The organism is Pseudoalteromonas phenolica, assembly GCF_001444405.1.
GTDB lineage: Bacteria > Pseudomonadota > Gammaproteobacteria > Enterobacterales > Alteromonadaceae > Pseudoalteromonas > Pseudoalteromonas phenolica.
Genome location: NZ_CP013187.1, coordinates 1,190,184 through 1,205,663 on the forward strand (window position 1 = coordinate 1,190,184; position 15,480 = coordinate 1,205,663).

A 15,480-nucleotide genomic window follows, 5' to 3' on the forward strand; every position below is an offset into this window, starting at 1 on the left:
TTTAGGTGCGAATGTTGATAAACTACGCGCCGCTTCCCGCTTTGGCTGAATTAGTGATCGGCTAAAGCACAATTTAAATTTATTTTGGAGTTATTATGTCACTAAGCAACCAAGAAAAAGCAGAAATCGTAGCAAAATTCGCACGTGCAGAAGGCGACACTGGTTCACCAGAAGTACAAGTTGCACTTCTAACTGCTGACATCAACAAGCTACAAGGTCACTTCGCTAACCACAAGCATGATTTCCACTCACGTCGTGGTCTTCTACGTAAAGTTAGCCAACGTCGTAACCTTCTAGACTACCTAAAAGGTAAGAGTGTTGAGCGTTATTCTGCACTAATCAAAGAGCTTGGCCTACGTCGCTAATCTTTTTGTTTATGTTGGCTTTTTAGCCAATGATAAAAAAGGGGCCTAATCGCCCCTTTTTTTGTGGGTATTCTACAAGTATACTTACTCGCACTTGGCAATTTTGCCGAGTGAACGCCGACGCGTTAGCCAATTGTAGTACTTAAGCAGACTTATTGAGTCTGTTTAAGACTGTAATTGGTGATTGTTGGCGTTTTATTTTGTTTTAAATAAGGAAAATATTGTGCAAGCAATTATTAAAGAATTTCAACTAGGTCAACATACAGTGACCCTAGAAACAGGTGCAATTGCACGACAAGCTGACGGTGCAGTTCTAGCTAGCATTGGCGACACTTCAGTTTTAGTAACGGTTGTTGGTAAGCGTGATGCGGCACCAGGGCAAGACTTCTTCCCTCTAACAGTAAACTACCAAGAGCGTATGTACGCTGCTGGTCGTATCCCTGGTGGTTTCTTAAAGCGTGAAGGTCGTCCAAACGACGGTGAAACATTGATCGCTCGTCTAATTGACCGCCCAATTCGTCCACTTTTTCCAGACGGTTTCGTAAACGAAGTACAAGTTATTGCAACAGTTGTTTCTGTAAACCCTGACATTCAGCCTGATATGGTTGCGATGATTGGTACATCAGCAGCACTTGCTATTTCTGGTATCCCATTCAACGGTCCACTAGGTGCAGTTCGTGTAGGTTTCACTGACGGTCAATACGTACTTAACCCAACACTGACTGAGCTTGAGTCAAGCAAGCTAGATCTAGTTGTTGCTGGTACTGAAAACGCAGTATTAATGGTTGAGTCAGAAGCTGAAGTTCTAACTGAAGAAGAGATGCTAGGTGCGGTTGTTTATGGTCATGAACAAGCACAAGCTATCATCAAAGCTGTTGAAGAATTCAAAGCAGAAGCGGGTAAACCAGCTTGGGATTGGACAGCGCCAGAGAAAAACGTAACTCTGGCTGATAAAATCGCTGCAATCGCAGAAGAGAAAGTGGGCGCTGCTTACCTGATCACTGATAAAGTAGCTCGTAAAGAAGCGATTTCTGCTGCAAAAGCAGAAGTAATTGAAAAACTAACTGCTGAGCTTGCTGAAGATGAGTCTTTGGATGAGCAAGAAGTTGGTAAGCTGTTTGGTTCTTTAGAGAAGAAAACAGTACGTGGTCGTATCATCGCAGGTGAAAAGCGTATCGATGGTCGTGAACCGGATATGGTTCGTGCACTAGACGTAATGACAGGTGTACTTCCTCGTACACACGGTTCTGCTATCTTCACACGTGGTGAAACTCAGGCGTTAGTTACTGCAACTTTAGGTACTGAGCGTGATTCACAGCTAATTGACGACCTAACAGGTACTCAAAAGCACCACTTCATGTTGCACTACAACTTCCCTCCATTCTGTGTAGGTGAAACTGGTTTTGTAGGTTCACCAAAGCGTCGTGAAATTGGTCACGGTAACCTAGCTAAGCGTGGTGTTGCAGCGGTTCTTCCTACTCTTGAAGAATTCCCATACTCAATTCGTGTCGTATCAGAAATCACTGAATCAAACGGTTCATCTTCAATGGCTTCTGTATGTGGTACGTCACTTGCGCTTATGAACGCGGGTGTACCAGTTAAAGCATCTGTTGCGGGTATCGCAATGGGTCTAGTTAAAGAAGGTGACGACTTTGTTGTTCTTTCTGACATCTTAGGTGATGAAGATCACTTAGGTGACATGGACTTTAAAGTAGCTGGTACTAACGCGGGTGTTACTGCACTTCAAATGGATATCAAGATTGAAGGTATCACAAAAGAAATCATGCAGATCGCACTTAAGCAAGCAAAAGCGGCACGTTTACACATCCTGAGTGTGATGGACCAAGCAATTGCTGCACCTTCAGAAGAATTGTCTGAATTTGCACCGCGTATCTACACAATGAATATTCCACCGAAAAAGATTGCAGACGTTATCGGTAAAGGTGGTGCAACAATTCGTCAACTTACTGAAGAAACTGGCACAACGATCGAAATCGAAGATGACGGTACAGTTAAGATTGCTGCAACAGATGGTCAAAGTGCGAAAGACGCAATTGCACGTGTAGAAGCGTTAACGGCTGAGCTTGAAGTTGGCACGCTTTACACTGGTAAAGTTGTACGTATCGTTGACTTTGGTGCATTCGTAAACGTACTACCTGGTAAAGATGGTCTAGTACACATCTCTCAGATCAGTGAAGAGCGTGTAAATAACGTGTCTGATCACCTAACTGTAGGTCAAGAAGTTAAAGTTAAAGTACTTGAAGTTGACCGTCAGGGTCGTGTTCGTCTGAGCATCAAAGAAGCGGTAGAGAAAAAAGCAGACGCTGAGCAAGAAAAGCCAGCTGAATAATCTGTTTTCTCTCATGTAACAATGAAAAGGGGCTGTTAGGCCCCTTTTTTTATGTTTTAATGGCACTTATCGCTATTACGAGTGTCAGCATATAAAGACGATTCAAGTTTGCTGATATCACACAAAGGAAGCCAATGAAGTTTAAATCATTTCTACTCGCATCAGTGGTTGCGATGACCTTGGCGGGTTGTCAAACAACCTCAGAGAAACAAACGGCTAAGTCGGTGGCTAATGTGCCTTTAGGTGTTCCATTAGCGCCAAATTATAGAAATGAAATTGAAATTGCTCGTTATTCGGAGCTGTTGCTCTCTCCTGAAATTAATAATGACCAAAAAGCAGAGCTGTTTCTGAGAAGAGGCCGACTCTATGACAGCGTTGGTTTATCAACCTTAGCGCGTATTGACTTTAATCGTTCTGTGCAGCTAAAGCCTGATCTAGCTTCTGTGTATAATTTTTTAGGCATCCACCATACACTTGCACAAGATTTCGGTAAGGCATACGAAATGTTTGATGCAGTTTTAGAACTAGATGAAGACCATCAATATGCTTATCTTAATCGTGGTATAGCGCTTTATTATGGTGGTAGGCCAGAGCTTTCCAGCCAAGATTTAGAGGCATTTTTAGCACGCTCTCCAGCTGATGCTTATCGTGTTATGTGGGTATATTTAGCGCAAGCAAAAGTAGATGCCAATGCCGCTTATGAGCAACTGAAAGCCAATAGCCAAGCACTTAACCCTGATGAGTGGTCTACTCAACTTGTACAGCTTTACTTAGGTCAGCTTACCGAAACTCAGTTTTTAGCCCAGATCACAGAGGGCGTAGCAGGGCAGCAGCAATATGCAGAGCGACTCTGTGAAGCATATTTTTATTTAGCAAAGCTATATCAGGCAAGAGGCAAAGAGGCTGTCGCGGTAGACTTCTTTAAACTTGCGCTGGCTACAAATGTATTTGAATTTGTCGAGCATAAATATTCACGATTAGAGCTTGAGCTTTTTGCCGGTGTTAAAGCGGGCTAAGTATTTTTTGTTTTGTCTCTTTCTTGTGGTGATTAGCAGCAGTGTTGATCACCCAAGGCTTTCGAATGAGTTTTCTCAAGCGACTTTTCTAGAACGCTTTCCTCAAGCATATTATTTCGTCGATATAAACCCATTCTACTTACCCACCAGTACTTTAGAAAAACTTCGGTTCTTAGATGATCCTGAAGTGAATTTAGCTTGGTTATTCCACCTAGCTAGAGAGGACGAGTTTCATAAGGCTAGATTTCTCTGGCAGGCTTTGCCAGCCAACATTTCCGAAACAAGATTCAATGAATTGGTTGATTTACTCGTTTTAAAGCAGCGCTGGGAAGAATTAACGACGTTGTCAAAGCACCTCAAAGCAACTGAGCGGTTAGAGACAGTTCTAGGCCTAAAGTTGGGGGTTTTGCCTGATAAATTGAATGAGGTGCAATTGGGCGAGTTATCTATCGCATTATTACCCCAACAAGTTACTTTTAATACTGAGTGTAAAAATAATGTATTGTTATTAGCCGATCGCTTTTCTGCATATCAACATTTAAATGCTCTTCGAGACAAATATTTGCTAAAGCCAGAGCCTGGCCAAAATAGCTTTTGTTTGAGCAAAGTTTATTATGTTGGCAATGCACTTAAGTGTGAAGAGGGTTTTAAAGGGTTTGCAACTTGTAACATGATGCGAGATTTACCTGAGTCTGACTTCATAATTGTCATGACAACAAATGGACTGGCGAATGTAAGAGGTGCTCAGATGACACTCACTATGACAAGTGATTATGATGTTCTGGTTCACGAATTAATGCATTTTAGTGGTTTTGAAGATGAGTATGCGATTTATGGTCAAAAAGCACGTTGGTTATGTAATTCTGAAGGAATAAAAGCGCCTAATTTATTTGTCGGTTTACCTGAAAATGCACCTCAGGGCTGGGTAAAATCAGAGACCTGTCAAAATGGTACTTTTGACGCTTTTAAGCCAGCTACAAAATGGAGCAAGATGCAATTTCAAGAATTGCCACTTTCGGAACAATATAGACAACTTTGGCAAAAAAAAGTACAACAAGATTGGTTGATTGAGCAGCAAAAGCTGGCCAACAATGTACAAACTATTATTAATTAAGCTGCCTGCTTATATCCATTTTTATAATTTAATCTGAATTGTTTGTTAATTTCGTCTAGTATTTAACCAGCTAGAACCTAAAACTATAGACAACTCAAACACTAATAAAGTATAAATTGTAACAGTTTTGCATGGAGAAAATGCACAATTAGATGCATAACTATCCGTGACTATCAGTGTTTAGTTGCACTGTTTATCTCTGTGACAGCACAATAAAAAAGGTTAATTATATGACTTTGCTTTGGATACCTTTGCTATCCTTCTTTGGCAGTATTATTTCATCTTTAACAGGCAAGTTAACGCGTAATCAAACGACCGCGTTAACACTCGTGATGCCTGCTATTGCCTTAATACTGGTCATTAACTCTGCTGCGGATGTTTTTGCGGGTGAAGTACTACGCGAAAGCATCAATTGGGTGCCTGCACTTGGCCTTGAGTTATCATTCCGACTTGACGGGCTCTCACTGTTATTTATTTTTATGATTTTAGGTATCGGCATGTTGGTCATCTTCTATGCCCGTTATTACCTGAGTGAAAAAGATTCTATGCCGAAATTATTCGCTTACCTGATGCTGTTTATGACCGCGATGTTAGGTATTGTAACGGCGAATAACGTGCTTCAACTATGGCTATTCTGGGAGCTTACAAGTATTAGCTCATTCTTATTGATTAGCTATTGGTGGGATAAGTCAGAAGCACGCAAAGGTGCGCGTATGGCACTCACGATCACTGGCGGCGGTGGTTTAGCCTTACTTGCCGGTTTGTTAATGTTGGGTCATATTGTTGGTAGTTATGATATAGACGTTATTCTAGCTAGCCGTGAGCTAATTCAAGCCCATGATTTATATGAACTGACGCTGGTACTAGTATTATTAGGTGCATTTACAAAATCTGCACAATTCCCATTCCACTTCTGGTTGCCACATGCGATGGCAGCACCAACACCTGTAAGTGCTTACTTACATAGTGCGACTATGGTGAAAGCGGGTATCTTCTTACTGGCTCGTTTTTATCCAGCGCTGGCGGGCACAGAGTTATGGTTTATTTTAGTGGGTCTTACTGGTTTAGCGACTTTATTATTTGCAGCTTATGTTGCGCTGTTTAAGCATGACCTAAAAGGGCTGCTAGCTTACTCTACAATCAGCCACTTAGGTTTGATTACCTTATTGTTTGGTTTGGATACTGAGCTTGCAACTGTCGCGGCAATTTTCCACATCATTAACCATGCGACTTTTAAAGCATCATTATTTATGGCTGCCGGTATTATTGATCATGAATCGGGTACTCGTGATATGCGTAAACTCAATGGTATGTGGCGATTTATGCCATATACCGCAACACTCGCTATGGTTGCCGCAGCTTCCATGGCGGGTGTGCCGCTACTTAATGGCTTTCTATCAAAAGAAATGTTCTTTGCAGAAACCCTGCATCAACAACTATTAGGTTCGATGTCTTGGTTAGTCCCTGTGCTTGCAACTATCGCTGCAGCCTTCTCTGTGGCTTATTCAGCTCGATTTATTCATGATGTATTCTTTAACGGCGACCCAGTTGATTTGCCAAAAGAGCCACATGAAGCGCCAAGATATATGCGTATTCCAATTGAGATACTTGTAGCCCTATGTTTAATTGTGGGGATGTTTCCGAACTTTGTTGTTCATGACATCATTTATACGGCTGCTGATGCGGTACTTGCAGGCCAAGTGCCTGAATACAAAATCTCTCTTTGGCACGGTTTTAACTTACCATTGCTTATGAGTGCGTTGGCCGTTGCCGGTGGTATTTTAATTTATACTCAGCGCAAGTATTTATTCCAATTCCAAGCATCACTGCCTCCGATGACGGGTAAAAAGATGTTCGATGGCTCTGTGTCTAAGCTAGTGAAATGGAGCCAAAACAAAATTGCCGCCGTCGAAAATGGCTCTTTGCAACGTTATTTAATGCTAATGTTTGTGATTGTTTTACTGGCATCAGGTTGGCCGTTATTCGAGATGGCGCAATTGGCGGGTGACAACCCTCTGACACCAGTAGATGTTCACAATGGTATTGGCGCAGGTTTGTTAATGATAGCTGCAATCGCGACAGTGATCTGGCATCGCCAACGCATGATCTCTCTACTTATGCTATCAGTTGTAGGCTTAATGGTATCTATTGCATTTACACGCTTCTCAGCCCCTGATTTAGCATTAACCCAACTAACCGTAGAAGTTGTGACAATTATATTACTTATGTTGGCGCTATTTTTCTTGCCGCAAAAGTCTCCTAAAGCTTCAAGTTCGGTGCGTGTTTTACGTGATTTAGGCATTGCCTCTACAATTGGTATCGTCGTTGGTAGTATTTGCTATGCGTTAATTACTCGCCCACTGACCAGTATTTCTGATTTCTTCTTAGCGAATGCTAAAACAGGCGGTGGTGGTACTAACGTGGTTAACGTAATATTGGTTGATTTCCGTGGTTTTGATACGCTCGGCGAGATTTGTGTACTCGGTATTGCTGCTTTGGGTATCTACAAGCTATTGGTAAATTTACCTCTGTTTATGCCGGGCTCTGATAGTGAAGGGCGTCCTTGGGCGAAAGAGCGCTATCCGTTATTGCTTGCAAGTATCTCGCAGAGTTTATTACCTCTGGCGTTGTTAGTGTCTTTCTATATTTTCCTTCGCGGTCATAACTTACCTGGTGGTGGTTTCATCGCAGGCCTTATTACTGCGATTGCCTTTATTCTGCAGTACATCGCGCATGGTTCGAACTGGATAGCAGAGCGTTTAACGATTAACTATCGTAAAATCATTGCATCAGGTATCGCAATTGCCCTAGCAACAGGTGTAGGTAGTTGGTTGTTTGGTCGTCCGTTCTTGAAAACATGGTTTGATTACTTTGACTTACCTGTAATTGGTCAGATTGAGCTTGCCAGTGCCCTCATATTCGATTTAGGGGTATATATCACAGTTGTTGGTGCAACTCTGATGATTCTAGCAAGTCTGGGTAAATTAACTGCCAATGCGCCGAAAGAAGAGGTAAACATTTAATGGAAATATTATATGCATCTTGCGTCGGCCTTTTAGTCGCGTGTGGCGTGTTTTTGATTTTGCGCTCAAGAACCTTTCCTGTGGTATTAGGCCTAACTATGTTGTCTTACGCAGTGAATTTATTTTTATTCGCATCGGGACGTTTAACGTTAAATAAAGCCGCTGTACTTGGATATAGCTCAGATTACGCAGATCCTTTACCACAAGCTTTAGTGTTAACTGCGATTGTAATTGGCTTCGCGATGACCGCGTTTGTGGTGATCTTGGCAATCCGCGGGCGTGCAGATTTAGGCAATGACCATGTAAATGGTCAAGTTCCGACTAATAATAACAAGGGCAAAGCATGATCCAACATTTAACTTCTCTGCCTGTATTACTTCCTATGTTGGCAGGGGTTATTTTATTAATGCCACCTTGTGGTAAGAATAAGCAGATACGTCGCTTTTCTTCAGTGGCGCTCAGTTTCATTACCTTGCTAGCATCGGTGCTACTGTTGTTACAAGTAAAAGAAATGGGTAGCACAACCTATGCGATAGGTGATTGGCAGGCACCATTCGGCATTGTGTTGTTTGCTGATCCGCTTTCGACTTTACTGGTTTCTCTTACTTCTTTGCTTGGATTGACTTGTGCATTGTATGCGTGTGCAGGCGATGACGAGAAGGGCAGTTTTTATCATCCTTTATTGCATTTCTTAGTGTTGGGTGTAAATGGCGCATTCTTAACGGGCGATGCGTTTAACCTTTTTGTTTTCTTTGAAGTGTTACTGATTGCCTCTTATTCATTGTTAATGCATGGCGGCGATAAGCATAATACTCGAGCAGCGTTACAATACGTGATAATGAACTTGGTGGGCTCTGCCATTTTCTTAATTGCGCTAGGCATTTTATATGGCGTACTTGGCACATTAAACATGGCTGATATGGCTAACAAGATCACAGACTTACAGGGTGATGATGTTTACCTTGCAAAAATTGGTGGCTTGTTACTACTTGTTGTATTTGCACTAAAAGGCGCGCTTTTACCGCTTCATTTATGGTTGCCTAACACATATGCGACGGCTATGCCGGTCGTTGCTGCGCTGTTTGCAATCATGACTAAGGTGGGTGTTTACTCGATGATGCGAGTTTACACGCTGATTTTTGGTGATGAAGCCGGTGAGTTAAGCCATATGGCCCAAAGTTGGCTTTGGTGGTTAGCCTTGGCAACTATTGTAATGGGCGCGATTGGTGTTCTGGCGAGTAAAGACATGCGCAAGCTTGTGGCTAACTTAGTGATAGTATCTGTGGGTACGCTGGTTGCGCTTGTTGCTGTGCAAACAGAAGAGGCCAGTGCTGCTGCTATTTTCTATTTAGTTCATTCTACACTTGTTACCGCTGCATTATTTTTACTTGCCGATATGATAGGGATTCAACGAGGTAAAGTCGCTGATCGTATTACTATTGGTCGACCTGTTACCCAGCCTATTTTGCTCGGCGGTGCATTTGCTATCGCTGCAATCACCGTAATTGGCATGCCGCCACTTTCAGGCTTTATTGGTAAAGTTTGGTTACTGAAGGCGACGTTTGAGAGCGAATATGGTGGCATTTTCTGGACACTCTATTTGCTGGCGAGTCTGGCTTTATTAGTTGGTATATCAAAAGCCGGTAGCACTGTTTTTTGGCATCACCAAAATAAAGGGCAAGACAATGCTGAACCTGTTAAGGCACACAAATATCAAGTGTCTGCGTTATTAATTGTCTTACTAGGTTCTCCACTGATGGTTATTTTTGCTGGCAATATGTCAGAGTATGCTATTGAAGCAGCAAAACAATTGCATGACTTCTCAGCGAATATCTCTGTTGTACTAGGGGAGGCGAAATAATGCGCACAGAAGCAAAGTTTAAGTGGTTACCTACGCCTTTTAGAAGTTTACTGCTGTTTAGTGTTTGGTTATTACTCAATAATAGTGTTTCGCCAGGCCACCTTATCTTAGGTGCGATTTTAGCGGTTGTAATCCCATTGGCTACTAACCCGTTTAGAACTAAACAGCCGCTGATCTTACATCCCGGGCTGGCAATAAAACATCTATTGCTAGTGTTGTACGATATCATTACCGCAAATATTCAAGTTGCGCTTTTGATATTAGGACCGACTAAAAAGCTCAATCCGGGCTTTGTTAAAGTGCCTCTAGATCTCGAACAGGCAATGCCAATTACGATTTTAGCTAGCACTGTATCACTGACTCCAGGCACTGTTAGTGCTGAGGTATATCCCTGGAAAGAGTCATTACAAGAAGGTGAAGAGCCTGAACAGCGTTATTTACTCATTCATGTGCTTAACCTAAAAGATGAGCAAGAGTTGATTAACACCATAAAACAACGTTACGAAGCACCTTTAAAGGAGATCTTTGAATGTTAGAGACAGTTATCCTGATTGTATTTGCGATGATTGGCGTTTCGTTACTATTGAATCTGTGGCGATTAGTTAAGGGCCCGTCAGTGCCAGATAGAATTCTGGCTTTAGATACCATGTACATTAATAGTATTGCTCTGATTATTTTATATGGTCTTAGCATGGGCACTGAGCTTTACTTTGAAGCTGCGCTGTTAATTGCAATGTTAGGTTTTGTAAGTACTGTTGCTGTATGTAAGTATTTACTACGTGGCGATATAATAGAGTAGGTGAACGATGGCTGAGTGGATTATTTCTATATTACTTTTGATTGGCGGCTCATTCGTATTGGTGGGGTCAATTGGCCTGGTGAAAATGCCAGACTTCTTCATGCGTCTACATGGTCCGACAAAAGCAACAACACTGGGTATGGCTTGTTTGCTAACTGCGGCAATGGTGTTTTTTAGTCAATCTGAAGCGGGGATCAGCGTTAAAGAGATCTTGATTTCGATTTTCTTACTATTAACTGCACCTATTAGTGGTTATATGCTCATTAAGTCGGCAATCCACCACAAGCTTGATAGTATCGAGCGCACTAAAGGTAAAGATAACATTGAGGACGATGTTTGATTTATCTGACTGTCTAACCTTTTGAACGAGTCATTTTAAATGGCTCTTTCAGTTGGATAAAGTTTAAAAAATGAGACAAGCGCGCTAAGAAAAAACATAGCGGCTTGCTCATTGGGCTAGTAAACGTTTCTATAATGCAGGTTGGATTTCTACTTCTTGACCTTGGGCAAGGGTTTCAGCACCCCTTATCGCAATTCTGTCACCTACTTTTAAGGCGTCTTTGTCTTTTGCTTTAATTGCAACTTGATCGCCTTGGCCTTTACCAACAATGACAGCTACATGCTCTGCGGTATTATCCTCTTTAATTTTCACGATATGCACACCTTGTTGCCTAAGTATTAGAGCGTCTCTATTAACGATTAGTTCCTCAGTATTTGAGCTTAAAGGTACCACGACATCGACTAATTGCCCGGAAGCCCAACTTTCTACGTGATTTGCTAAAAGGTCTGCACGAACTTCAAAGGATTGCGCTCTTGGATCAGTTGCTGGGATCACAGCGGTTACAGTTGCAAGTGCCTGTTGTGGGTCATCTAGTTGACCAGCGCTTAATTGTAATTCATTGCCTAAACTTAAGTATTTTAAATATTTAACAGGTACATACAAACGCACTTCAAGGTTGTTTATGTCAATTAAACTGACAAGCGGCTGAGCACGATTTATTTCGCTACCTGTACGCTCATACCTTTCACTTACCACACCACTAAATGGCGCTTTTAGTACAGCCCGGTTTAATTGATCTTCAATGACTTTCAGTTCAATCTCAGCCAACTTAATATCAGTGAGGGTTAGGTCATGTTGATTTTGTGCTTGGTCGACTTGTGTCGCTGCGGCGCTGTTACTTTTCGCTAATCGTTTTAAGCGAGCAAGTTCCTGCTTTTGAAAGTTAAGATTAATTTTGGCTCTTTCTAACATGACTTCTTGTTTAGCCTTAGCGAGTTGTAGCGGTAACAAGTCAATCTTGGCGAGCACATCATTTTTGCTGACCAACTTTCCTGGGGTAGCTACAAAGGTTAGGCGACCAGCTACACCAGACGTTAATGTGACATCTTGTTTTCCATAAAGAGTGCCGTGTACCGACAAATTACTGTGAAGTTTTTCCTGCTTTATGGTTTCAACTGCAACGGGCGAAATCGCAAAGCTCGGTGCAGAAAATAAGCCGACACAAGATACTATCCCTAGGGCAACACTACTTGAAAGCATGCTCGTGCGAATCTTAGAGGGATTAAAAGTCATCAGCGGTTTCCTTTATTGATTCGCAACTAAATTGAGTTGCGGCTTTTCTTTGTTTATTGATTTAGGCGTTTTATATTTTGCTTTGCCCAACAGTAATAAACTAGGCATTAATACCAGTGTAAAAATAGCACTGATAGCCATGCCGCCAACAATTACGGTTGCTAATCCGCGGTATATCTCTGAACCCACACCTGGTACTAGCATCAGTGGCAACATTCCGAATAAGCTGGTTAGCGTACTTAAGTAAACTGGGCGAGCACGTAATAATACGGCTTGTTTTACCGCATCTTCTCTTTGCATACCGTCTCGTTCAGAGCTACGAGTTTGGTCAACCAATAAAATGGCATTATTGACAACTAATCCAAGCAGAATGATGAAACCTATCATGGTTAAGAGGTCGAGTGATTGAAAAGTAAATAGGTTCAGTACATACAGAGCAATAACCCCACCTGCTAATGCCAAAGGCATGATCAAAAGAACCAGAAAGCTATCTTTTGCTGATTTAAACAGTGCAGTCATCAATAGAAACAAGATGAATAAGGCTAAGGCAAAATTGAAGGTCATTTCTTGAATGGCTGAATTCATCTTTTGCGCATTACCAGCCAAGATCACACTCGTTGAAGCAGAAACCGCAGCTTGTACTTTTGGTAGCACTTGTGCATTCAAGCGTGCTTGTGCCTCCTGTAAACTCATCTGGGGCGGTGGGGTAACCATGACGGTGACTGTGCGCTTGCCATTTACACGTCTTAATTGTGTCGGTCCTACGGTTCGTTCAACACGGGCAAGTTCACCGAGTGTTTGTGTGCCAGCCAGAGGTGTAATGATAGGTATCTCTTTAAGCTCTTCTGGGGACTGCCAGGGTTTTGCACGCAAGATGACGTTCATACGTTCGTTACCATCGAAGTACTCATTAATAAATAATCCCCCTGTGAACGCTTGCACAGCTTGTGCAACGTCACTGCGTGTTAAACCAGCTTGAGTGATCCGCCTGTCATCAGGGTGAAGTCTTAACTCTGGTTCGGCCATATCTAAACGCGGCATTGGCTGAGCAGAAGCCTCAGGCATAGCTTCTCGTGTTGCTTGCAAGGCAACTCTTGCACCCGCGATTAAATCATCAATATTTGGACCTGATAAATCAATATTTATTGCACGCCCATCTCCACCATTGTTGACTCGGATCATCGAGCCGCGGTTTAAAAAGACTCGAGTATCGGGCAAATCATGGAATATCTCTTCACGTGCGACTTTCATTAGCTCCTCTACCCGAGTCGGATCGTCAGAATAAATAAACCCACCGGCATTTGAGCCGAAGACATAGAAGTTAAAGTCTTTTATTTTCGGCGACTTTTCGCCTTCATAATATGGCATCACACGCTTTTTAACTCGAGAAGCAATTTCGGCTTCCATAAATTGGATATTTCCACCTGGAGGTGTCAGCAAGGTATAAAAGAAACCGTCAGTAGGAGCACGAGGCATAAAGTCTGTTTGCGGTAATAAAGCATAGGTAATAAATACAGAGCCACCTAATAAAGAGACTATCCAACTGAGTTGTTTAACTCTGCTATTGGTTAACTTAACCACACAATGTGTGACCTTATGCCAATAGGCCTGATATGGATCAGGTTTACTTTTTGTTTCAGGCCAAATCTTATTTGCCACAGGAATAAGCGTCATAGCACAGATAAGCGAAGAGATAACAGCAATCGATAAAGTTAATGCGAGATCTGAAAATAATTGACCCTCAATACCCTCCATAAACATAATGGGTAGGAATATAGCGACACTGGTTGCAGTAGAGGCAAACAAAGCCCCCCCAACTTGCGTCGCGCCTTTTAAAGTTGCTTTGTTCGCAACCATGCCTGAGGCGGTTAATCGAGCTATGTTTTCTTGCACGATAATTGCGGCATCTAGCACTAAGCCAACGGCAAATGCTAGACCTGCTAGTGACACAACATTCAAACTACGCTCGAACAGATTGAGTGCTAAGAATGCAACCATCAGTGACACAGGGATGGTTGCTGCTATGATCAATGTGGGTTTTAGACCTCTAAAAAACAGCCAAAGTATTCCGCACGCCAGTAATACCCCTAGTCCCAAATTACCTTTTACCAGTTGTAATGCATTTCTGATATGTACCGATGAATCGAAACTTAGCTCAATGGCAAGACCAACTTCTTTTAAAGCGCCTGCATTTAATTCTTTTATGGCAACGTTTATTTCATCTAATACCGCAACGGTATTGGCGTCGTTTGCTCTTGAAATAGTAATATAATAAGCCGGTTTTCCGTTTCTCAATGTCATAGAACGGCGATCAGTGACTGTGTCTTCGACACTTGCGATATCGCCGAGATAAATGGGTCGTTCGCCTACATAGCCCACGCGCAGTTCAGCTAAGTTGTCTACATTGTATTTACCAGTAAATCGCACTGTGTATTGCCGACGTCCGACATCGGCAAGGCCACCAGAACTATCATTGGCAGTCGATAAAGTTCGGCGAATTTGAGCAAGGCTAATGCCAAATGCCGCTGCTTTTTGTGGGTCAAAAGTAACGCGTAGTTCTCGTGGGCGCTCACTGTTCATATTGACACGAGAGATACCAGAGATACGTGCAAGTCTCGGCTCAATAATGTCTTCAATTTGCTTTTGATATTTCGCCATATCAAGTTGGTCTGAGTCAAAACTTATAGGCACAACTAATAGACTTGCTGCTGTTGGGCCACCTGATCCGGGACCACCATTACCCCCAGCAGTAACCACGGGGTCCATGGCATCTAAAGGAAGAGGAGGGGCTTGGTTTAAGCTAGTCAGTACATCAAGCATGGCTTGTTGCATATCAGCACCAACTGCAAATGTTAGATTTATAGCGCCGCCACCTTGGTTGATATTGGTATTTACCTCCAGAGCGCCCGGCGTATGCTTCACGGCATTTTCTAATGGTTCGATGATCATAGATTCGATTTCTTCTGGGGCTGCTTGGCGCCAACCAGAAAATATAGTGATCTGAGGTTGCTCAATTTCAGGAGTGAGCTGAATCGGTAATTTAAAAATGCTGATGATGCCAAATAAAATAATTAAAGTAAGAATGACAAGAACCGCAGCAGGATTCTTTAATGAGGAGCGGGTTAAGTTCATGGTCATGTCCAAAAGCACCAAAAGTAGTCAGCTTTAACATTGTGGCGCAGATGTGGATAATTTAGCAAAGATAAAAAAGCGAGATTTCGTTGAACCTTCCTAGAAGTCAGTTAAAACGAAGGTTTAGTAATATCTTGTAACGTTTTGAAAAAGTTTATTCATGTAATTTTGTTCAGAATTTTTTTGATTTGAAACAAGCATTCGGCATTTCGGGCTTTTAAATTATCGTGATAGAAATACAATCACG

At 42.2% G+C, this 15,480-nt stretch carries 12 protein-coding genes; 10 read left to right on the top strand and 2 right to left on the bottom strand.

Going from position 1 to position 15,480, the window contains the following annotated elements; genetic code table 11:
• Positions 1-95 precede the first annotated feature (95 nt).
• The 10 genes from rpsO to PP2015_RS05345 all read left to right on the top strand — a co-directional run bounded on the left by rpsO (position 96) and on the right by PP2015_RS05345 (position 10,868).
• Positions 96-365: a 30S ribosomal protein S15 gene (rpsO, locus tag PP2015_RS05300; RefSeq protein WP_010385052.1), complete on the top strand. Its 270-nt coding sequence runs from the start codon at positions 96-98 to the stop codon at positions 363-365.
• A 223-nt stretch (positions 366-588) separates the two neighbouring features.
• Complete coding sequence (gene pnp, locus PP2015_RS05305) at positions 589-2,715, top strand: polyribonucleotide nucleotidyltransferase (RefSeq protein WP_058029281.1); 2,127 nt, start codon at positions 589-591, stop codon at positions 2,713-2,715.
• Between the two features lie 134 nt (positions 2,716-2,849).
• On the top strand, positions 2,850-3,731 hold the full coding sequence (nlpI, locus tag PP2015_RS05310) for a lipoprotein NlpI (protein ID WP_058029282.1): 882 nt from the start codon (positions 2,850-2,852) through the stop codon (positions 3,729-3,731).
• Positions 3,732-3,738: 7 nt separating this feature from the next.
• Positions 3,739-4,845: a hypothetical protein gene (locus PP2015_RS05315; RefSeq protein ID WP_157599070.1), complete on the top strand. Its 1,107-nt coding sequence runs from the start codon at positions 3,739-3,741 to the stop codon at positions 4,843-4,845.
• A gap of 230 nt (positions 4,846-5,075) precedes the next feature.
• A complete protein-coding gene (locus tag PP2015_RS05320) occupies positions 5,076-7,868 on the top strand; it encodes a monovalent cation/H+ antiporter subunit A (RefSeq protein WP_058029284.1) in 2,793 nt (930 codons plus the stop codon).
• Complete coding sequence (locus tag PP2015_RS05325) at positions 7,868-8,215, top strand: Na+/H+ antiporter subunit C (RefSeq protein ID WP_058029285.1); 348 nt, start codon at positions 7,868-7,870, stop codon at positions 8,213-8,215. The genes PP2015_RS05320 and PP2015_RS05325 overlap by 1 nt, the downstream gene beginning before the upstream one ends.
• Positions 8,212-9,729: a monovalent cation/H+ antiporter subunit D gene (locus PP2015_RS05330; RefSeq protein ID WP_058029286.1), complete on the top strand. Its 1,518-nt coding sequence runs from the start codon at positions 8,212-8,214 to the stop codon at positions 9,727-9,729. Before PP2015_RS05325 ends, PP2015_RS05330 begins: the two co-directional genes overlap by 4 nt.
• Positions 9,729-10,265: a Na+/H+ antiporter subunit E gene (locus PP2015_RS05335; RefSeq protein WP_058029287.1), complete on the top strand. Its 537-nt coding sequence runs from the start codon at positions 9,729-9,731 to the stop codon at positions 10,263-10,265. Before PP2015_RS05330 ends, PP2015_RS05335 begins: the two co-directional genes overlap by 1 nt.
• Entirely contained in the window at positions 10,259-10,528 is a 270-nt protein-coding gene (locus PP2015_RS05340; RefSeq protein ID WP_058029288.1) for a K+/H+ antiporter subunit F, read from the top strand. The genes PP2015_RS05335 and PP2015_RS05340 overlap by 7 nt, the downstream gene beginning before the upstream one ends.
• A gap of 7 nt (positions 10,529-10,535) precedes the next feature.
• Positions 10,536-10,868: a Na+/H+ antiporter subunit G gene (locus tag PP2015_RS05345; protein WP_058029289.1), complete on the top strand. Its 333-nt coding sequence runs from the start codon at positions 10,536-10,538 to the stop codon at positions 10,866-10,868.
• Positions 10,869-10,997: 129 nt separating this feature from the next.
• On the opposite strand, the gene PP2015_RS05350 is transcribed toward PP2015_RS05345, so the two are convergent.
• Together PP2015_RS05350 and PP2015_RS05355 are read right to left on the bottom strand one after the other, a co-directional pair.
• Positions 10,998-12,101: an efflux RND transporter periplasmic adaptor subunit gene (locus tag PP2015_RS05350; protein WP_227009187.1), complete on the bottom strand. Its 1,104-nt coding sequence runs from the start codon at positions 12,099-12,101 to the stop codon at positions 10,998-11,000.
• A gap of 12 nt (positions 12,102-12,113) precedes the next feature.
• Positions 12,114-15,233, bottom strand: coding sequence for an efflux RND transporter permease subunit (locus PP2015_RS05355; RefSeq protein WP_058031552.1), 3,120 nt, complete (start codon positions 15,231-15,233; stop codon positions 12,114-12,116).
• Between the last annotated feature and the right edge of the window lie 247 nt (positions 15,234-15,480).